The 21,015-nt window shown below is 65.6% G+C and carries 8 protein-coding genes; 4 read left to right on the top strand and 4 right to left on the bottom strand.

Features of this window, described 5'->3' with window-relative positions; genetic code table 11:
• The first annotated feature begins 296 nt into the window (after positions 1 to 296).
• A complete protein-coding gene (locus tag UW3_RS0122850) occupies positions 297 to 13,259 on the top strand; it encodes a non-ribosomal peptide synthetase (RefSeq protein WP_010225970.1) in 12,963 nt (4,320 codons plus the stop codon).
• A gap of 4 nt (positions 13,260 to 13,263) precedes the next feature.
• On the opposite strand, the gene UW3_RS0122845 is transcribed toward UW3_RS0122850, so the two are convergent.
• The 4 genes from UW3_RS0122845 to dsbD all read right to left on the bottom strand — a co-directional run bounded on the left by UW3_RS0122845 (position 13,264) and on the right by dsbD (position 17,129).
• Positions 13,264 to 13,743, bottom strand: a complete 480-nt coding sequence (locus tag UW3_RS0122845) for a YkgB family protein (RefSeq protein WP_010225968.1) — start codon at positions 13,741 to 13,743, stop codon at positions 13,264 to 13,266.
• A 76-nt stretch (positions 13,744 to 13,819) separates the two neighbouring features.
• Entirely contained in the window at positions 13,820 to 14,584 is a 765-nt protein-coding gene (gene dsbG / locus UW3_RS0122840) for a thiol:disulfide interchange protein DsbG (protein WP_010225966.1), read from the bottom strand.
• Positions 14,569 to 15,426: a TlpA family protein disulfide reductase gene (locus tag UW3_RS0122835; RefSeq protein WP_026001474.1), complete on the bottom strand. Its 858-nt coding sequence runs from the start codon at positions 15,424 to 15,426 to the stop codon at positions 14,569 to 14,571. The genes dsbG and UW3_RS0122835 overlap by 16 nt, the downstream gene beginning before the upstream one ends.
• Positions 15,426 to 17,129, bottom strand: coding sequence for a protein-disulfide reductase DsbD (gene dsbD / locus UW3_RS0122830; protein WP_010225962.1), 1,704 nt, complete (start codon positions 17,127 to 17,129; stop codon positions 15,426 to 15,428). The genes UW3_RS0122835 and dsbD overlap by 1 nt, the downstream gene beginning before the upstream one ends.
• 175 nt (positions 17,130 to 17,304) lie before the next feature.
• Here dsbD and UW3_RS0122825 point away from each other — a divergent pair, with 175 nt between their 5' ends.
• The 3 genes from UW3_RS0122825 (at position 17,305) to UW3_RS0122815 (ending at position 20,881) form a co-directional block, all read left to right on the top strand.
• Positions 17,305 to 17,988: a response regulator gene (locus UW3_RS0122825; RefSeq protein ID WP_010225961.1), complete on the top strand. Its 684-nt coding sequence runs from the start codon at positions 17,305 to 17,307 to the stop codon at positions 17,986 to 17,988.
• Positions 17,985 to 19,310, top strand: a complete 1,326-nt coding sequence (locus UW3_RS0122820) for an ATP-binding protein (RefSeq protein ID WP_010225960.1) — start codon at positions 17,985 to 17,987, stop codon at positions 19,308 to 19,310. Before UW3_RS0122825 ends, UW3_RS0122820 begins: the two co-directional genes overlap by 4 nt.
• A gap of 158 nt (positions 19,311 to 19,468) precedes the next feature.
• Positions 19,469 to 20,881 carry an aspartate aminotransferase family protein gene (locus UW3_RS0122815; protein ID WP_010225959.1) on the top strand — a complete coding sequence of 471 codons (1,413 nt, stop codon included), beginning with the start codon at positions 19,469 to 19,471 and terminating at the stop codon, positions 20,879 to 20,881.
• The last annotated feature ends 134 nt before the right edge of the window (positions 20,882 to 21,015 follow it).

The following is a 21,015-nucleotide window of genomic DNA, read 5'->3' as shown; positions in this document are numbered from 1 at the left end:
GAATCGGAGGCCTCCTACGACGTGCGACAAGCTATTCTTAATGATAATTATTGTCAAATGCGAAAGTTAATAAGTATCTATGTCTTTTGGTTCTAAGCTCGCGCTTTGTGACCGGCTTCAAACTCCGCACTTTTTCGCCGCTGCCCCCGCCGTTCCCGCCGCTTAATTATTTCCTCCGGCCATCCGTTTCTCTGTGTACATCCTCGGCTCTGGCAAGGCGCACTTCGCTGCCTGGAAGCCCGCCCGGCGCGCCAACCGAGACCTGATTTCATGTACAGACTCTGGCAGGAACCCCCATGACGGACGCCTTCGAACTCCCGGTTACGCTGGTCCAGGCACTGGCTCAACGTGCAGCGCTCAGCCCGGATCGGGTTGCCTTGCGCTTTCTGGCCGAAGACCCGCGCGATGAAGCCGTGCTTTCCTATTGCGACCTTGACCTGCGAGCGCGGACCATCGCCGCTGCCTTGCAGGCGCGCACTGCAGTGGGGGATCGGGCGATCCTGTTGTTTCCCAGTGGCCCGGACTACGTCGCAGCGTTCTTCGGCTGCTTGTATGCCGGTGTGATTGCTGTGCCGGCCTACCCGCCGGAGTCTTCACGACGCCACCATCAGGAGCGCCTGTTGTCGATCATCGACGATGCCGAGCCACGCCTGTTGCTGACCATCAGCGCCTTGCAGGACAGCCTGCAGGCCCTCGACGTGCTGGCCGACCCCGCGGCGCCGCAATTGCTGGCGGTCGATAGCCTGGCAGCGGAGCTGGCTGGCGGTTGGCAGGCGCCGACCTTGCAGGCCGATGACATTGCCTTCCTGCAGTACACCTCCGGCTCTACTGCCTTGCCCAAGGGCGTGCAAGTCAGCCACGGCAACCTGGTGGCCAACGAAGTGTTGATTCGCCATGGCTTTGGTATCGATGCAAACCCGGACGACGTGATTGTCAGCTGGCTGCCGCTGTACCACGACATGGGCCTGATCGGCGGTCTGCTGCAACCGATCTTCAGCGGCGTGCCTTGTGTGTTGATGGCCCCGGCGTATTTTCTGGCGCGGCCGCAGCGCTGGCTGCAGGCGATCAGCGATCACGGTGGCACCATCAGCGGTGGGCCGGATTTCGCCTATCGGCTGTGCAGCGAACGGGTCAGTGCCGCGGCAATGGCCAGCCTCGACCTGAGCAAATGGCGGGGGGGCTATTCCGGCTCCGAGCCGATCCGCCAGGACAGCCTGCAGGCCTTTGCCGACAAGTTCGCGCCCTGCGGATTCGTCGCGGAACACTTTTTCGCCAGTTACGGGCTGGCCGAGGCCACCCTGTTTGTCAGCGGCAGCACCCGTGGCCAGGGGATTGGCGCGCTTGAGCTGGATACCCAGGCCTTGGCATGCAACCGGGCAGCGCCAGGCAACGGCTCGCTGCAGATGAGCTGCGGGCGCAGCCAGCCCGAGCATGCGCTGCAGGTTGTCGAGCCGCACAGCCTGGCCGTGCTGGCCGATAACCAGGTGGGCGAGATCTGGGCCAGCGGTCCGAGCATTGCCAAAGGCTACTGGCGCAACCCTGAGGCCACCGCCGCCACCTTCGTCGAACAGAGCGGGCGTACCTGGCTGCGCACCGGCGACCTGGGCTTTTTGCGCGACGGCGAGCTGTTCGTTACCGGTCGCCTCAAGGACCTGCTGATCGTGCGCGGGCACAACCTCTACCCGCAAGATCTGGAAAAGACCCTGGAGCGCGAGGTCGAGGTCCTGCGCAAAGGGCGTGTGGCAGTATTCGCGGTCGATGACAATGGCGAGGAGGGTATTGGCGTCGCCGTCGAGATCAGCCGCAACGTGCAGAAGATCATGACCCCGGCGAGCCTGATCAAGACCCTGCGTCAGGTGATCGCCGATGCCTGCCAGCAAGCCCCGGCGGTGGTGCTGCTGCTCAACCCGGGCGCATTGCCGAAGACGTCCAGCGGCAAGCTGCAGCGTTCGGCCTGCCGTTTGCGCATGGACGACGGCAGCCTCGATTGCTATGCGCGCTTCCCCGATCAGCAGGCGGCGGCCGTGGCCGAGCAAGATGCGTCGGCGACCGGCATGCAGGCCCGGATCGGCCGTCTGTGGCGTGAGCAGTTGGGCGTGGAGCAGATTGCCGCGGACGATCACTTCTTCCTGCTCGGCGGCAACTCGATTGCCGCCACCCAGGTCTGTGCGCGCCTGGGTGATGAACTGGGGCTTGAGTTGGGCGTACGGGTGCTGTTCGAGGCGCCGACCCTGGCCGACTTCAGCGCCGCGGTGACGGCGTTGCAGAACGATGGCGGTGTCGCCCGGGGTGCCATCAGCCGCCTCGGCCGCGAGCAGGCCCTGCCGCAGTCGCTGGCGCAAAACCGCCTGTGGCTGACCTGGCAGCTTGAGCCGCACAGCGCGGCATACAACATACCCGGTGCCCTGCGCCTGCGTGGCGAGCTGGACGAAGCGGCGTTGCAGGCCAGCTTCCAGGCCCTGGTCGAGCGTCACGAGTCCCTGCGCACGGTGTTCGCCGAGGAGGATGGCCAGGCACTGCAACGCATCCTGCCGAGCCTGGCGTTTAGCGTGCAGCGCCTGGATCTGTCTGGCGCCAGTGACCAGGAAGTGCTGGCGCAGCGCGAAGCCGAAGCCATGCAACCTTTCGATCTGCACCAGGGCCCGCTGCTGCGCGTGACCCTGGTGCGGCTGGACTGCGACGACCATCAGCTGTGGGTGACGTTGCACCACATCATCGCCGACGGCTGGTCGATGAACATTCTCATCGACGAGTTCTCGCGCCTGTATGCGGCTCATTGCCAGGGCCAGGAGGCCAAGCTGGCGGCTTTGCACCTGGACTATGCCGACTACGGCAGCTGGCAGCGCCAATGGCTGGCCCAGGGCGAAAGCGCCCGGCAACTGGCGTACTGGAAGGATCGGCTCGGTGAGCAGCAGGCGGTGCTCGATCTTGCCACCGACTACCCACGTTCAAACCGCCAAAGCAATGCCGCCGCGCGCTTGAGCGTGCGCCTGCAGCCGAGCCTGGCCGAAGCCTTGCGCAGCCTCGCGCTCGCTCATGACGCCACGCTGTTCATGGTCTTGCTCGCCGGTTTCCAGAGCCTGTTGCACCGTTACAGCGGGCAAACCGACATCCGTGTCGGGGTGCCCAACGCCAATCGGCCGCGCCTGGAAACCCAGGGCCTGGTGGGCTTTTTCATCAATACCCAGGTGCTGCGCGCACAGCTTGATGGCCGCTTGCCGTTCAAGCAGTTGCTGGCCCAGGTGCGCCACACCACCTTGGAGGCCCAGGCCCACCAGGACCTGCCGTTCGAACAACTGCTCGAGGCCTTCCCCGAAGCGCGCGAGCAGGGCCTGTTCCAGGTCATGTTCAACCATCAGCAGCGCGACCTCAGCGCCTTGCGCCGCCTCCCGGGGGTGCTCGCCGAAGAACTGCCCTGGCACAGCCGCGAGGCCAAGTTCGACCTGCAACTGCACAGTGAAGAGGACCATCAGGGCAGGCTGACGCTGTCGTTCGACTACGCCGTGGAACTGTTCGAAGCGGCGACCGTGCAGCGCCTGATCGAACAGTTGACCGGCTTGCTGGAACAGGTCTGCGCGCAACCTGACGTCACCCTTGGCGCGCTGCAATTGCTCGATGCCGAGGGCCGCGCGCGGTTGCTCGAGTGGGGCCAGGCCCCGGCACCGCAGGCGCAGCATTGGCTGGTCGAGCAGCTCAACGAACAGGCACGCAAGACCCCGGAGCGTACCGCCCTGGTGTGGCAGGGCGGCTGTCTCGACTACGCCAGCCTGCACCAGCAAGCCAACCGTCTGGCCCATTACCTGCGTGACAAGGGCGTCGGCCCGGATGTGTGCGTGGCCATTGCCGCCGAGCGTTCGCCGCAACTGCTGATTGGCTTGTTGGCCATTCTCAAGGCCGGGGGGGGCTATGTGCCGCTGGATGTCGATTATCCAGCCGAGCGTCTGGCCTACATGCTCGCCGACAGTGGCGCGAGCCTGCTGCTCAGTCACAGCGACGTGCTCGAGCGCCTGAGCCTGCCGGCCGAGGTCAGCGCCATTGCCATGGACCGCCTCAAGCTCGACAGCTGGCCAAGCCAGCCGCCGGGCCTGCACCTGCACGGTGACAATCTTGCCTATGTGATCTACACCTCCGGCTCCACCGGCCAACCCAAAGGCGTTGGCAACACCCATGCGGCACTGGCCGAGCGCCTGCAGTGGATGCAGGAGCGCTATGCATTGAATGACAGCGACGTGCTGATGCAAAAGGCGCCGATCAGCTTCGACGTGTCGGTGTGGGAATGCTTCTGGCCGCTGGCCAACGGTTGCCAGCTGGTGCTCGCCGGCCCTGGCGAGCACCGCGACCCGCAACGCATCGCCGAGCTGGTGCGCGAGCATGGCGTGACCACCTTGCATTTCGTTCCGGCCTTGCTCCAGGTGTTTGTCCAGGAACCGCTGGCCGCACAGTGCAGCAGCCTGCGCCGGTTGTTCTCTGGCGGTGAGGCACTGTCGGCAAACCTGCGCGAGCGGGTGCAGCAGGTATTGCCGCAGGTGGCCCTGCACAACCGCTACGGCCCGACCGAAACCGCCATCAACGTCACTCACTGGCAATGCAGCGCTGTCGACGGCACGCGCTCGCCGATCGGTCGGCCGTTGGCCAATGTGCTGTGCCGGGTGCTCGATGCCGAGCTGGAACCGACGCCGCCTGGCGTACCGGGTGAGCTGTACCTGGGCGGTGCCGGCCTGGCCCGGGGTTACCTGGGGCGTGCGGGGCTTACCGCTGAACGGTTCGTGCCGCAGCCCGATGGCGACGGCCAGCGCCTGTACCGCAGTGGCGACCGGGCGCGCTGGCTGGCTGACCTGGGGGCGCTGGAGTACCTTGGCCGCCTCGATCAGCAGGTCAAGCTGCGTGGCTTCCGGGTCGAGCCCGAAGAAGTCGAGGCTTGCCTATTGAAGCAGGCCGGCGTCGAGCAGGCGCTGGTGATGATTCGCGACAGCGCCGCCGGCCCGCAGCTGGTTGGCTACTACAGCGGTATCGACGCGAGCGCGCAGTTGCTGGCAGCCCTGGCCGAGCAACTGCCCGCCTACATGGTGCCAGCGCAACTGGTTCACCTGGCGCAGATGCCGCTGGGCCCGAGCGGCAAGATCGAGCGCAAGGCCTTGCCCGAGCCGCAATGGCAATCGCGTGAACACATCGAACCGGGTACCGCCCTGCAGCAACAGATTGCCGCGATCTGGCGCGAGGTGCTGGGTATCCAGCGGGTCGGCTTGCAGGACGATTTCTTTGCCCTGGGCGGCCACTCGCTGCTGGCCACCCAGATCATTTCCCGTACCCGCCAGGCCTGCAACGTCGAGTTGCCGCTGCGCACCTTGTTCGAGGCCAGCGAGCTGGGCGCCTTTGCCGCGGCAGTGGAGGCAATCCAGCGCAGCGGTGCGCACAACCTGCAAGGCGAGATCCAGCGCATCGACCGTCGCCAGGCGGTGCCGCTGTCCTACTCCCAGCAGCGCATGTGGTTCCTCTGGCAAATGGAGCCGGACAGCCCGGCCTATAACGTCGGCGGCATGGCGCGCCTGAGCGGGGTGCTGGATGTCAGCCGTTTCGAGCAGGCGCTGCAAGCGCTGATCGTGCGCCACGAAACCCTGCGCACGACCTTCCCGAGCATCGACGGCGTGCCGTATCAGTGCGTGGCCGAGGACAGCAACCTGCAGATGAGCTGGCTGGATTTCTCCAGTGCCACAGCGCAGGTTCGCGAGCAACGCCTGCAGGCGTTCGCCGACGAGCAGGCGCACCAGCCCTTCGACCTGGAGCGCGGGCCACTGCTGCGCGCCTGCCTGGTCAAGGCTGGCGAGCGAGAGCACTACTTCGTGCTGACCCTGCACCACATCGTTACCGAAGGCTGGGCCATGGATATTTTCGCCCGCGAGCTGGGCGAGCTTTACGAGGCCTTTGTCGACGAGCGCGAATCGCCGCTGCCACCGTTGCCGGTGCAGTACCTGGACTACAGCGTGTGGCAGCGCCAGTGGCTGGAAAACGGCGAGCGCCAGCGTCAGCTGGATTACTGGCAAGCCCAGCTGGGCGATGAGCATCCGGTGCTCGAACTGCCTGCCGATCGTCCGCGCCCGGCGCTGCAGAGCCATCGCGGTGAGCTCTATCGCTTCGACCTGAGCCCGGAGCTGGCCGCGCGGGTACGCGCCTTCAATGCCGAGCACGGCCTGACCCTGTTCATGACCATGACCGCCACGCTGGCGGTGTTGCTGTACCGCTACAGTGGCCAGACCGACCTGCGTATCGGTGCGCCGGTGGCCAATCGTATTCGTCCGGAAAGCGAGGGCCTGATCGGCGCCTTCCTCAATACCCAGGTGCTGCGTTGCCAGCTCGACGGGCAAATGCGCGTCGCTGAGTTGATCGAGCAGGTGCGCCAGACCGTGATCGATGGCCAGTCCCATCAGGACCTGCCGTTCGATCAACTGGTCGAGGCCCTGCAACCGCCTCGCAGCAGTGCCTACAACCCGCTGTTCCAGGTGATGTGCAACGTCCAGCGCTGGGAATTCCAGCAAAGCCGCGAGTTGGCCGGGATGCAGGTCGAGTACCTGGTCAACGACGCCCGCGCGACCAAGTTCGACCTCAACCTGGAAGTCACCGACCTCGACCGCCGCCTGGGTTGCTGCCTGACCTACAGCCGCGACCTGTTCGACGCGCCGCGCATCGCGCAAATGGCCGCCCATTGGCAGAACCTGCTGGTGGCACTGCTGGGTGATCCCGAGCAACGCCTGGGCGAGTTGCCGTTGCTGGCGGCGGTCGAGCAAAGGGCCTTGTGCGATTCGCTCAAGGGCGACAGCGCCCTGGCGCTGGGGCAGAACATTCACCAGCTGTTCAGTGAACAAGCAGCACGTCAGCCGGATGCCCTGGCCCTGACCTTCGCCGGTGAGCACCTGAGCTACGCTGAGCTCGACGCCCGCGCCAACCAGTTGGCCCGCGTGCTGCGTGAGCGCGGCGTCGGCCCGCAGGTGCGCGTCGGCCTGGCGCTGGAGCGCTCGCTGGAGATGGTGGTTGGCCTGCTGGCGATCCTCAAGGCCGGGGGCGCTTATGTGCCACTGGACCCGGAGTACCCGCTGGAACGCCTGCATTACATGATCGAGGACAGCGGCATTGCGTTGCTGCTGGGCCAGCGTGCACTGTTCGAGGCCCTCGGGGCGTTGCCCGCCGAGGTCGGCCGCTGGTGCCTGGAAGAGGACCGCGATGCGCTTGCCGCCTACAGTCGCGAAGCCTTGCCAGCGCTGACCTTGCCGGGTCATCAGGCCTACCTGATCTACACCTCTGGCTCCACCGGCAAGCCTAAGGGCGTGGTGGTCAGCCATGGTGAAATCGCCATGCACTGCCAGGCGGTGATCGAGCGTTTTGGCATGCGCAGCGACGACTGCGAGCTGCATTTTTATTCGATCAACTTCGACGCTGCCACCGAGCGCTTGCTGGTGCCGTTGCTCTGTGGTGCGCGGGTAGTTTTGCGTGGGCAAGGGCAGTGGGGTGCGCAAGAAATCTGCAGTTTGATCCGCGAGCAGCAGGTGTCGATCTTAGGCTTTACGCCCAGCTATGGCAGCCAGCTCGCCCAGTGGCTGGCCAGCCGCAATGAAAGCCTGCCGGTGCGCCTGGTGATTACCGGTGGCGAGGCCTTGACCGGCGAGCACCTGCAGCGAATTCGCCAGGCGTTCACGCCGCAGCAGTTCTACAACGCCTATGGCCCGACCGAAACCGTGGTCATGCCCCTGGCGTGCCTGGCTCCCGAGCAACTTGAAGCCGGCGCCGGCAGTGTGCCGATCGGCCGCGTGGTCGGGGCCCGCACGGCGTACATCCTCGATGCCGACCTGGCCCTGTTGCCGCAAGGTGGCATTGGCGAGCTGTACGTCGGTGGCGCCGGCCTGGCCCAGGGTTACCACGAACGCCCGGGTTTGAGCGCCGAGCGTTTTGTCGCTGACCCGTTCAGCGACAACGGCGGGCGCCTGTACCGTACCGGCGACCTGGTGCGCCAACGTGCCGACGGTTTGGTCGAGTATGTCGGGCGTATCGACCATCAGGTGAAGATTCGTGGCTTCCGTATCGAACTGGGCGAGATCGAAACCCGCCTGCTCGAACACCCGGCGGTGCGCGAGGCGGTGGTGCTGGCCCTGGACATGCCTGGCGGCAAGCAACTGGCCGCTTATCTAGTGTGCGACCAGGCCCAGGCCGATGCCGCCGGGCAGGCCGAGCTGCGCGACGCACTCAAGGCGCAGTTGCGCCTGCACCTGCCGGACTACATGGTGCCGACCCACCTGGTGCTGCTGGCGCAAATGCCGCTCACCGGCAATGGCAAGCTCGACCGCCGCGCCTTGCCGGCGCCGGACCTGGAGCAGGGCCGCCAGCACTATGAAGCGCCGCGCAGCGAGCTGGAACAGCAGTTGGCGGCGATCTGGCGTGAAGTACTGAATGTCCAGCAGGTCGGTCTGCAGGACAACTTCTTCGAACTGGGTGGCGACTCGATCCTGTCGATCCAGGTGGTCAGCCGTGGGCGTCAGGCCGGGCTGCACTTCACCCCGCGCGACCTGTTCCAGCATCAGACCGTCCAGACTTTGGCCACGGTGGTCAGTCGCAGTGAAACCACCCAGGTCGATCAGGGCCCGCTGAGCGGACGTGCGGCGTTGACGCCGATCCAGCACTGGTTCTTCGACAGCGATGTGCCGCAACCCCAGCACTGGAACCAGGCGGTCCTGCTGGCGCCGGTCGAACGCTTGCATGGCAAGAAGCTGGAGCAGGCGTTGCAGCAGTTGCTGCAGCAGCATGATGCCTTGCGCTTGCGCTTCACCCCGGCCGACGGGCAATGGCAGGGCGAATACGCCCAGGCCGACCACCGCGAGTTGCTCTGGCAAGCGTCGGTGACCGATCTGGCTGACTGCCAGGCCCTGTACAGCGATGTGCAGCGCAGCCTTGATCTGGCACAGGGGCCGCTGCTGCGCGCCTTGCTGGTTGAGGACGGCGAGGGGCGCCAGCGCCTGTTGCTGGCGATCCACCACCTGGTGGTCGACGGCGTTTCCTGGCGCGTATTGCTGGAAGACTTGCAGGCGCTGTACCGCGGTCAGTCGCTGGCGGCCAAGACCCGCGCCATGAGCGACTGGGCCGCGCGGCTGGTGGCCTATGCTGGCAGTGATTCGTTGCGTGACGAGCAAACCTGGTGGCAGGCACAGTTGAGTACCGCCAGCCGCGAACTGCCCTGTGATCATCCGCAAGGGGCCAATCTGCACCAGCAGGCGCAAACCCTCAGCGTGCGCCTGGACGCGACCCGCACCCGGCAACTGCTGCAGGAGGCACCCGGTGCCTATCACACCCAGGTCAACGACCTGCTGCTGACCGCCCTGGCCCGCGTGCTGTGCCGTTGGAGCGGCGACAGTTCGGTGCTGGTGCAACTGGAAGGCCACGGCCGCGAGAACCTGTTCGAGGACATGGACCTGACCCGCAGCGTCGGCTGGTTCACCAGTGCCTATCCGCTGAGCCTGAGCCCGTTGAACGTCGAAGGGGCTGCGGGGCAGGGCGTTTCGATCAAGGCTATCAAGGAGCAACTGCGCACTGTGCCGCACAAGGGTGTGGGCTACGGGGTGCTGCGCTACCTGGCCGACACCCCGGTGCGCGAAGCCATGGCCGCGCTGCCGCAGGCGCGCATTACCTTCAACTACCTGGGCCAGTTCGACCAGCAGTTCCAGGCCGGCGCGCTGTACCAGCCGGTGGATGAAAGTACCGGGCTGGCCCACGACCTGGAGGCGCCGCTGCCCAACTGGCTGAGCGTTGATGGCCAGGTCTATGGCGGTGAGCTGCAACTGCGCTGGACCTTCAGCTGCGAGCGTTACGACCTGCAGACCATCGAAACCCTGGTCGAGGCCTACCGCCTGGAACTGATCGGCCTGATCGAGCATTGCCTGAGCCCGGGCGCCGGCAGCTTCACACCCTCGGACTTCCCCCTGGCGCAGTTGAGCCAGGAGCAGATCGATGCCTTGCCGGTCGCCGCTGCGCAGATCGAGGACGTCTACCCGCTGACGCCGATGCAGGAGGGGCTACTGCTGCATACCCTGCTGGAACCGGGCACCGGCATCTACTACATGCAGGACCGCTACCGGATCAACAGCGCCCTCGACCCGCAGCGTTTCGCCGCAGCCTGGCAAGCGGTGGTCGGCCGTCACGAGGCCTTGCGCGCTTCGTTCTGCTGGAATGCGGGCGAGGCCATGCTGCAGATCATTCACAAGCCGGGGGCAACGCCGGTCGACTATCAGGACTGGTCCGCTATTCCCGAAGCTGAACAGGAAGCGCGCCTGCAAGCGTTGCACAAGCAGGAGCGCGAAGCCGGTTTCGACTTGCTCCGGCAGGCGCCATTCCACCTGCGCCTGGTGCGGGTGGGCGCGGACCGCTACTGGTTCATGATGAGCAACCACCACATCCTCATCGATGCCTGGTGCCGTTCGCTGCTGATGAACGACTTCTTCGAGATCTACCTGGCCATGGGCGAGAGCCGTCAGGCGCAGTTGCCGGTGCCGCCGCGCTACCGCGACTACATCGGCTGGTTGCAGCATCAGGACCTGGACGAGGCGCGCCAGTGGTGGCGCAACAACCTCGAAGGCTTCGAGCGCAGCACCGCGGTGCCCAGCGACCGGCCATTGCTGCGTGACCACGCGGTGGAGAATGCCGGCATGGTCGTCGGCGATTGCTACACCCGCCTCGATGCCGTCGATGGTGCCCGCCTGCGCGAGTTGGCCCAGGCTCATCAGCTGACCATCAACACCTTTGCACAAGCCGCCTGGGCGCTGGTGCTGAGCCGTTACAGCGGTGAGCGCGACGTGGTCTTCGGCGTTACCGTGGCCGGTCGCCCGGTGAGCATGCCGCAGATGCAGCGCACCGTCGGGCTGTTCATCAACAGTATCGCCCTGCGGGTGAAACTGCCCGCAGCGGGTGAGCGCTGCAGCGTGCGCCAGTGGCTGCAAGGACTGCTGGAACGCAACATGGAACTGCGCGAGTACGAGTACCTGCCGTTGGTGAGCATCCAGGAGTGCAGCGAGCTGCCCAAGGGCCAGCCGCTGTTCGACAGCCTGTTCGTGTTCGAGAATGCGCCGGTGGAGGTTGCCGTACTTGATCGAGCGCAGAGCCTTAACGCCAGCTCCGATTCCGGGCGCACCCACACCAACTTCCCGTTGACCGCCGTCTGTTATCCAGGCGACGACCTGGGGCTGCACCTGTCGTTCGACCAGCGTTACTTCGATACCGCTACGGTCGAGCGCTTGCTGGCCGAGTTCAAGCGCTTGCTGCTGGCCCTGGCCGAGGGCTTCCAGGGCGATGTCAGCGAACTGCCGTTGCTCGGTGAAGCCGAGCGGCGTTTCCTGCTCGATGACTGCAACCACAGCGAGCAGGCCTACAGTCTGGAGCAGAGCTACGCCGAACTGTTCGAGGCGCGGGTGGCGGCGCATCCACAGCGTATTGCCGCGCGTTGCCTGGAGCAGACGCTGAGCTATGCCGAGCTCAACCGCCAGGCCAACCGCCTGGGCCATGCCCTGGTGGGCGCCGGTGTGGCGGTCGATCAGCCAGTGGCGTTGCTGGCCGAACGCGACTTGCCATTGCTCGGCATGATCGTCGGCTGCTTCAAGGCCGGCGCCGGTTACCTGCCGCTGGACCCTGGCCTGCCCGGTGCGCGCCTGCAACGGATCGTTGAACTGAGCCGCATACCGGTGCTGGTGTGCAGTGAAGCCTGTGCCGAGCAGGGGCGTGCCTTGCTCGACGAGTTGAGCTGTGCCGGGCGGCCGAAACTGCTGATCTGGGAGCAGATCCAGGCAACTGCCGGGCCGGATGGCAACCCGGGCATCTACAGCGGGCCGGACAACCTCGCCTATGTGATCTACACCTCCGGCTCCACCGGGCTGCCCAAAGGGGTGATGGTCGAGCAGCGCGGCATGCTCAATAACCAGTTGAGCAAGGTGCCGTACCTGCAACTGGATGAGCAGGATGTGATTGCCCAGACCGCCTCGCAGAGCTTCGATATTTCGGTCTGGCAGTTCCTCGCCGCACCACTGTTCGGTGCCCAAGTGGCGATTGTGCCGAATGCCATTGCCCACGACCCGCAGGGCTTGCTGGTGCATGTGCAGGCTACCGGCATCAGCGTGCTGGAGAGCGTGCCGTCGCTGATCCAGGGCATGCTTGCCAACGACCACCAACAGCTCGATGGCTTGCGCTGGATGCTCCCGACCGGTGAGGCGATGCCGCCGGAACTGGCGTCGCAGTGGCTGCAGCGTTATCCGCACATTGGCCTGGTCAATGCCTATGGCCCGGCCGAGTGCTCGGATGACGTGGCGTTCTTCCGCGTCGATGCCGCCTCGACCCGGGGCAGCTACCTGCCGATCGGCACGCCGACCGACAACAACCGCCTGTACCTGCTTGGCGACGATCAGGCGCTGGTGCCGTTAGGGGCGGTGGGCGAGCTGTGCGTTGCCGGTACCGGCGTCGGCCGTGGCTATGTCGGTGACCCGGTGCGCACCGCGCAAGCCTTTATCCCGCATCCGTTCGGTGCGCCTGGTGAACGTTTGTATCGCACTGGCGACCTGGCGCGTCGGCGTACCGACGGTGTGCTCGAGTACGTCGGGCGTATCGACCATCAGGTGAAGATTCGCGGCTACCGCATCGAACTGGGCGAGATCGAAGCACGCCTGCATGAGCAGAGCGCGATTCGTGATGCGGCGGTCGGGGTTCAGGACGGGGTCAACGGCAAGCACCTGGTCGGCTACCTGGTGGCCAGCAACGCAGGCGCCGATACCAGCGTGCTGCTGGAACAGGTCAAGCAGCGTCTGCGTGCCGAGCTGCCGGAGTACATGGTGCCGCTACACTGGGCCTGGCTCCAGCAACTGCCGCTCAATGCCAACGGCAAGCTCGACCGCAAGGCCTTGCCGGCCATCGACATCGGCGCCCAGCACAGTCAGGCCTACCTGGCACCGCGCAGCGAACTGGAAGCGACCCTGGCCGGTATCTGGGCCGAGGTGCTCAAGGCTGAGCGGGTCGGGGTACGCGACAACTTCTTCGAGTTGGGCGGGCATTCATTGCTGGCCACCCAGATCGCTTCGCGGGTGCAGAAGGTGCTGCAACTGAACGTGCCGCTGCGGGCCATGTTCGAGTGCAGTACCGTCGAGGAGCTGGCGACCTATGTCGAGGGCCTGAAGGCCAGTGAGCTGAGCGACGACAAGGTCGACCGCCTCAGTGACCTGATGGCCGAGCTGGAAGCGCTGTAGGGCTTCAGGCCGGGGCGGGGCGGGTACGCAGCAGGTCGTGCTTGAGCAAGGCGACCGATGCGGCAAGCAATACGGCGTCCTTGATCAGGAAGGACGTCGCCCCACCCATGGCCGGAAAGCCCCCGGCGCTGTTCTCCCAGCCGCCCGGGGTAGTGATGATCAGGGTCAGGGTGGTGGTGTAGGTGAGCACTGAACCCAGTGCTCCGATCACTGCCACCCGCGGTTGCCAGATACCGGCCAGCAACGCCGCGCCAGTCGCCCATTCTGCTACGCCCAGTGCATAGCTGGCGCCTTGGATGCCAAAGGCCAGGTGCAGCCAGGACAACAGCGGGCTGTTATCGATCAGCGGGATCAGCGCCTGGGCTTCGTAGTCGAACCACTTGGTATAGCCAAAGCCGAAGAAGATCAGGATCAGGCTCCAGCGCAGCAGCTGGATGTCGAGGGCGGAGTGGAGGAAACGGTCAAGGCAGGCAGGGCGGGTCATGGCGAGTTCCTGTGGTTGGATGAGGCAGGTATTCTCCAGACGCCGTGACCGCCCTGTTGTTACATCCGCCGGCTGTTCAACGTTTGCCGAGGATCTTGCCGAGCAGCTCCGGTCGTGGTGCGCCCTGTTGGGTTTGCAGCTGTTGCTGGTCGTCCAGGTAGAAAATGGCCGGCGTTGCTGACAGACCGAGCTCTTCCATCACCGCCAGGTTGGCGTCGAGCTTGCTTTGTACGGCTTCGGGAATCTTCTCCAGGGCCTTGAGGGTGCTAGCCTTGCCGGCCTGCTCATGTTGCGCCAGGGCCTTGGCCGGGTCATGGCTGGCCAGCAATGTGGCGGATTTACCCGGGCTGTCTTCGCGAATGATGCCGACCATGATATGGCGCAATTGCACCTTGCCGGACTCGACCCAGGGCCGCGCCTGCTGCCAGAACATATTGCAGTACGGGCAGTTGGGGTCGCTGAACAGGTAGACGATACGCGGTGCATCGGCCTTGCCGTCGGCGATCCAGGCGGTTTTTTCCATCTTCGCCCAGACCTCTTTGGCCATCGGCGCATACACCAGTTTTTCCAGCGGCGCCTGGCTCAGGTCCTGGCCCTGCTCGTCGAACAGGCTACCCACCAGCACGTGCTTGCCATCGGCGGTCAGGTACAGCGCCAAACCGCGGTTCTGGTACTCGGCGGCATAGCCGCGCAGGCCGTTGGGGGCATCGAAGCTGCCTTTGATTTTCGCGCCTTTGGCTTCCAACTGCTGGACGGCCTTGGGCAAGTCTTCGGCCAGCACCAGTGGGCTGGTTATCAGGCCCAGGGCCAGCGTGAGGGGCAGTTTTAGCAGAGATCGCATGCGACGTTCCTTGTGGGGGATGGGGCGGCAGGCGCGGGCGCGCGCTCGAAAGATTGCAGGGCGTGGCTGAGGCTGGCACGCGACAGTTCGCCCAGGTGGCTGCCGACCAGGCGGCCCTCGGCGTTGTAGAACAAGGTCGTGGGCAGGGCCATGGAGCCGACTTTCTGTGCCAGTTGGCCGCCACTGTCGAACAATACGTGGGAAAGGTTCAGGCCCGTGGTCGCGAGGAAGGTGACCACGGTTTGTGGCGCCTCGCCCTGGTTGACGAACAGGAAGGTGATGTCCGGGTAGTCGCCCTGGGCCTGTTGCAACACCGGCATCTCGCGCCGGCACGGCGGGCACCAGGTGGCCCAGAGGTTGATCACCAGCGGCTTGCCGCGGTACTCGGCCAATTGTACGGCCTGGCCGTTGGCCTTGCGCAGGCTCATGTCGGGCAGTTGTGTGCCCTGGTCATAGAGATGGCTGGCCAGGCTGCCGAGCAGCCAGAACAGGCCGCCACTGAGCAGTCCCCAGCCCAGCGGCCGGCGCAGGGCCGGCCGGCGATAAGCCAGGCAGAACGCTCCGATGGCGACCGCGAGCAGGCCTGGCCAGAGCAGGAAGCCGCCGTCGCGCAGGTCGATGATCTGCAGCAGGTCCCCTTGGTACATTGACCAGTAGCGGATGACAAAACCCACGCGAGCACTGAACAGGCCCAGCAAGAACAGGCCGAACAGCACTGATTCCGGGTTGTCGCCACCACGCTTGGCGACGCGCCAGCCGACCAGGCTGGCCAGGGCCAGGGCACAGATCAGCAGCAGGTGGTTCAGGGCCATGGTCAGTGGCCCGAGCGCGACAGTCAGCATCATCCTTGGCTCCGGGTGGCGGCCCAGTGTTGGAGAAAGTTCGCCGCATCGATTTCACCGGTGATGCGTCGGGCCCGGCGTTCGCTGCCCTCCGGGCCGATCCAGATCAGGCTGGGCGGGCCCGGGACCTGGTAGCGCAGCAGCAACTCGCGGCTGGACGCTGCATCAGCGGTTACATCCAGGCGCAGCAGGCGCACGCCGCTCAGTGCCGCCAGCACGTCGGCACGGGCGAAGACCTGTTTTTCCATGACCTTGCACGACACGCACCAGTCAGCATAGTAGTCGAGCATCACCCACTGGCCCTGGGCCTTGGCCGCCTCCAGCTCACGCTGCAGGTCGGCTGGCTGGCTCACGGTGGTGAAGGCATCGCGGTGCTCGGCGAGGGTTGCCGGGCCGTTGCCGGCGGTAAACGGCTGCAGCGGTTGCCACGGGTCATTGCCACCGGCGGCAGCGCCAACGATCAACAGGCTGCCCCAGAACCCCAGCAGCAGCGACGCTGCGCGCAGCGCTCGCAGTGCCTGCAACGCCGGCCACGCGGCCCAGGCCAGGGCGATCAGCCAGGCGCCGGCAAGGCCGAGCCACAGCGACGGCTCCAGCACCGCGCGCAAGGTATACAGCGCCATGGCCAGGAAGACGAAGCCGAACAGGCCCTTGACCCGGTTCATCCAGGCGCCCGGGCGTGGCAGGAAGCGGTTGCCCAGGGTCACCAGCAACAGCAGCGGCAAGCCCATGCCCACGCCCAGGGTGAACAGCACCAGGCCGCCATGCACGGCGTTGCCGCTCTGGGCGATATACAGCAGGGCGCCGGCCAGCGGTGCGGTCATGCACGGGCCCATCAGCAGGCCCGACAAGGCCCCGAGCAAGGCGGCGCCATACAGGTTGCCGCCACGGGTGCCGTGCCCGGCCCGCTCCAGGCGGTCACGAATCCACACCGGCAGCTGCAGCTCGAAGGCGCCGAACATCGGCAGGGCCAGCAGCACGAACAAGCCGGCCAGGGTGCCCAGCAGCCAGGGTTGCTGCAGCCAGGCCTGAAAGCTGGCCCCCAGCAGCGCGGCAACCACGCCCAAGGCGGCATACACCAGGGCCATGCTCAGCACATAGACACTGGCCAGCAACCAGCCGCGGCGGGCACTGGCACCGCTGCCCAGGACCAGCCCGGCGAGAATCGGCAGCATCGGCAGGGAGCACGGGGTGAAGGCCAGCAGCAGGCCCAGGCCGAGGAAGGCCAGCAGGCTCCAGGCCAGAGTGGACTGCTGCAGGCCACCGGCCAGGGCCTGGTCGCTGGCTTGCGTGTCGACGGTCGTGCCGCCCAGGCTGACCAGGCTGGTTTGTGGCGGGTAGCACAGGCCGGCATCGGCGCAGCCCTGCCAGCCCATGCGCAGTTCACCGCTGGCGCTGGCGGGCAGGATCAGTTCCAGCTCGCCACGGTATACCTGGGTTTCACCAAAATACTCGTCGCTGTGGGGCAGGGCGGCGGGCAATTCGGGCTGCTGCTCCGGCGCCAGGCCGTCGAATTTCAGGCGTTTCTGGTACAGGTAGTAGCCGTCGGTGATCTGCCAGTGCAGGCGCATCTGCCCGGTCTCCAGGCGTTCGCTGCTGAACACGAAGGCCTTGTTGACCGGCAGGAAGTCGCTCTGGGCAAACGGGTTGGCCTGGCTCAGGCCGCTTAGCAGGAACATCAGGGCAAACAGAAAAACGCGCATGTCGACGCCTTGGCAATGCGATGAAGGGCCAAGCTTGGCCCAGGCGGATTAACCGAAAGTTAACCCGGCGCCTGACGATTGTCGCCAAGGCCGCGACGGCTGTGGCCTGGCGCGGCATAATCCTCGGTTAATCCGCCTGGGCTTGAATAAGGCCTTTCATGACCGAGACCCGACCATGCACGTATTGCTCTGCGAGGATGATGACCTGATCGCCAGCGGCATCAGCGCCGGCCTGACCGCCCAGGGCATGACCGTCGACCGGGTGGCCAGCGCCAGCGCGGCCCAGGCCATGCTCCAGGCCGCAGCATTCGATGTCATGGTGCTCGACCTGGGCCTGCCCGACGAAGACGGCCTCAAGCTGCTGCAGCGCTTGCGTCAGCAGGGTCATTCATTGCCGGTACTGATCCTCACCGCCCGCGATGCGGTCACCGATCGGGTCGAGGGCCTGCAAGCCGGTGGCGACGACTACCTGCTCAAACCCTTCGACCTGCGCGAGCTCGCCGCACGCCTGCACACCTTGTTGCGCCGTGCGGCCGGGCGGGCGGTGAACGTCATCGAACACGGCCCGCTCAGCTACGACCCCAGCAGCCGTGAAACCTGCCTGGGCGGCCAGCCGGTCGACCTCTCGCGCCGCGAGCAGGCGCTGTTGCAGGCGCTGTTGCACAACCGTGGCCGGGTGTTGTCCAGCGAGCAGCTCAAGGACAGCGTCTACGGCTTTGGTGACGAGGTCGAGAGCAATGCCCTGAACGTGCATATCCATCACCTGCGGCGCAAGCTGGGCAACGGTATCGTCGAAACGGTGCGTGGCCTGGGTTATCGCCTGGGGCCGGCGCAATTGCCGCAGGAGCCGCAACCATGACCCTGCGTTTGCGCCTGACCCTGATCCTGGGTACCGCCTTCATCGTCATCTGGGTGCTGGCGGCGGCGTGGATGCTGCGCGACCTGCGCATGCAGATGATGTTCTCCCTCGATCAACGCCTGGTGGCCTCGGCGCGCATGGTCGCAGGTCTCGTCGACCAGTTGCCGCAGCCGTTGTCGAGCAAGGGCGAGGGCACGCGCCTGAGCGCTGATCAACTGAGCGTCGACGGCATGGCCTGCCAGGTCAGCTCGCTGCGGGGTGAAATCCTCGCCCGCAGCCACAACAACGAACAGACCCTCGACGACCAGCGCAGCGGTTTTCACGACCAGACCATCGATGGTGCGCGCTGGCGCAGTTTCACCTATGCCCATGGCGATGTACGCATCACCACCGCCGACCGCCACCAGGAGCGCGAGGCCCTGAACCGTTCGATCCTGCTGGCGGCCTCGGCGCCGGTGCTGATGGCCTTGCTCGGCAGTCTCGGTTTGCTGTGGATGGGGGTTGGCAAGGGCCTGGCGCCGCTCAACCGCATGCGCGATGCCTTGCGCCGGCGCAGCCCGGATTCCCTTGAGCCGCTGCAGGTGCGCGGCCTGCCCAGTGAGCTGCAACCGTTGCTGGAAACCCAGAACCAGCTGTTCCTGCGCATCGGCCAGACCATCGAGCGCGAACGGCGGCTGACCGATGATGCCGCCCATGAGCTGCGCAGCCCGCTGACCGCGATCAAAACCCACCTGCAGGTGGCCCGGATGACCGACGGCGAGGTCCGCGAGCAGGCGCTGGAGCATGCCGAACAGGGCGCTGATCGCCTGCATCGGACGCTTGAGCAATTGCTCCTGCTGGCGCGGGTGGAAGGTCGCCTGTCGTTCGAAGATGGCCTGCAATGCAATGCCGAGCAGATCGCTCGCCAGGCGATTCAGGACACCGGCATCGACAACGCCCGGCGTATTGATCTGCAGTTGGCACCCGGTGCGGCCCAAGTCTACCTCGGCATGCCCACGCCGCTGGCGGTGACGGCCTTGCGCAACCTGCTCGACAACGCCCTGCGGCATACCCGCGCAAGCGCACCCGTGGAGTTGGCGGTGCAGGTGGAGCAGGACCGGGTGGCGTTCCTGGTCCGCGATCACGGCCCGGGCATTGCCGACCAGGACCTTGAGCACCTGACCGAACGCTTCTGGCGCAACAGCCAGAGTGGCGGTTGCGGGCTGGGCCTGGCCATCGTCCAGGCGATCGTCCAGCGCTGCGCCGGCAGCTTGCGCTTTGACAGCCGCAGCGATGGCTTGCGGGTACTGCTGCAGATTCCATTGCGCACACGCGCGCAATGAGGGGCGGTGTACTGCGGGCCAGAAAAAAACCTCAGCGGTGACAGCCAAGCGGCTAAATCCTCGCGGCGCTGAAGCGTTTTTCAAGCGATAACAACCCGCACCCATCTGGTAACAGGCGCGTGACGGGCACATCCGCTTGCTTGCGAGGGTTTTCCCCGATGTCAGTCGCTATCAGCCTTGCCCAGGCGCACCCGGTGTCTTCGGACACCCTGGCTCCTGAAACACTTTACGCATTCGATGAATCGCCGTTACTGGCCCGACAGAACCAGCAGGAATCCAATGCCCGCAGCTACCCGCGGCGTATCCCGCTGGCGCTCAAGCGTGCCCGTGGCCTCTATGTCGAGGACGTCGAAGGGCGTCAGTTCATCGACTGCCTGGCCGGTGCCGGCACCCTGGCCCTGGGCCACAACCACCCGGTGGTGATCGAAGCGATCCAGCAAGTGCTGGCCGATGAACTGCCGCTGCATACCCTGGACCTGACTACGCCGGTCAAGGACCAGTTTGTCCAGGACCTGTTCAGCCTGCTGCCGGAGCAACTGCGCAGCGAAGCGAAAATCCAGTTCTGCGGGCCGACCGGCACCGATGCGGTGGAAGCGGCGCTGAAACTGGTCCGCACCGCCACCGGGCGCAACACCGTACTGTCGTTCCAGGGTGGCTACCATGGCATGTCCCAAGGGGCGCTGAGCCTGATGGGGAGCCTGGGGCCGAAGAAACCGCTGGCGGCCCTGCTGGCCAATGGCGTGCAGTTCCTGCCGTACCCTTATGACTACCGTTGCCCTTTTGGCTTGGGCGGCGAGGCGGGTGTGAAGGTCAACCTGCACTACCTGGAAAACCTGCTGAGCGACCCGGAAAGCGGCGTGCAATTGCCGGCGGCGGTGATCGTTGAAGTGGTCCAGGGCGAAGGCGGGGTGATTCCGGCGGATATCGAGTGGCTACGCGGTGTGCGGCGTATCACTGAAAAAGCCGGTGTAGCGCTTATCGTCGATGAGATTCAGAGCGGCTTTGCCCGCACTGGCAAGATGTTCGCATTCGAGCACGCGGGCATCACCCCTGACGTCGTGGTGCTGTCCAAGGCCTTTGGCGGTGGCCTGCCGCTGGCGGTGGTGGTTTACCGCCAATGGCTGGACACCTGGCAGCCAGGGGCGCATGCCGGCACCTTCCGGGGTAACCAGATGGCCATGGCCGCAGGCTCGGCGGTGATCAATTTCCTCAAGGCGCATGACCTGTGTGCGCACGCCGAGGAAATGGGTGAGCGTCTAGCCGGCCATCTGCGGCGTCTGCAGCAAGACTTCCCGCAGTTGGGCGACATCCGTGGCCGTGGCTTGATGCTGGGTGTCGAGCTGGTCGATCCCAATGGCCGGCTCGATACCCAAGGGCATCCGCCAGTCTGCCCGCGTCTGGCACCGCTGGTGCAGCGTGAATGCCTCAAGCGCGGTTTGATCCTCGAATTGGGTGGTCGTCAGGGGGCGGTGGTGCGCTTCCTGCCGCCGCTGATCATCACCGCTGAGCAAGTCGATGAAGTGGCCGGACGGTTTGCCCGTGCCGTCGGCGCGGCGGTGGCGAGCTTGTAAACCTCCGTTATGGAAAAAAGCCAGGTGCAGTGCACCGGGCTTTTTTATGATTCTTCACGGAGTCCTGGGGACTATGATCCTTGGGTTGGGATGCTGAGGTTGCGGGCTTATCCATTCGGTGTGGCGCCGCTGCT

The organism is Pseudomonas donghuensis (genome assembly GCF_000259195.1).
Classification (GTDB): domain Bacteria; phylum Pseudomonadota; class Gammaproteobacteria; order Pseudomonadales; family Pseudomonadaceae; genus Aquipseudomonas; species Aquipseudomonas donghuensis.
The sequence above is the reverse complement of the archived record's forward strand: the minus strand, read 5'-3'. Positions and strand labels throughout refer to the sequence as shown.

What these genes read in the sequence shown, in the direction of transcription:
- UW3_RS0122820 (WP_010225960.1), top strand. Translation starts at nt 17,985, where the DNA reads ATGACCCTGCGTTTGCGCCTGACCCTGATCCTGGGTACCGCCTTCATC.
- UW3_RS0122835 (WP_026001474.1), bottom strand. Translation starts at nt 15,426, where the DNA reads ATGCTGACTGTCGCGCTCGGGCCACTGACCATGGCCCTGAACCACCTG.
- dsbG (WP_010225966.1), bottom strand. Translation starts at nt 14,584, where the DNA reads ATGCGATCTCTGCTAAAACTGCCCCTCACGCTGGCCCTGGGCCTGATA.
- UW3_RS0122815 (WP_010225959.1), top strand. Translation starts at nt 19,469, where the DNA reads ATGTCAGTCGCTATCAGCCTTGCCCAGGCGCACCCGGTGTCTTCGGAC.
- UW3_RS0122825 (WP_010225961.1), top strand. Translation starts at nt 17,305, where the DNA reads ATGCACGTATTGCTCTGCGAGGATGATGACCTGATCGCCAGCGGCATC.
- UW3_RS0122845 (WP_010225968.1), bottom strand. Translation starts at nt 13,743, where the DNA reads ATGACCCGCCCTGCCTGCCTTGACCGTTTCCTCCACTCCGCCCTCGAC.
- UW3_RS0122850 (WP_010225970.1), top strand. Translation starts at nt 297, where the DNA reads ATGACGGACGCCTTCGAACTCCCGGTTACGCTGGTCCAGGCACTGGCT.
- dsbD (WP_010225962.1), bottom strand. Translation starts at nt 17,129, where the DNA reads ATGCGCGTTTTTCTGTTTGCCCTGATGTTCCTGCTAAGCGGCCTGAGC.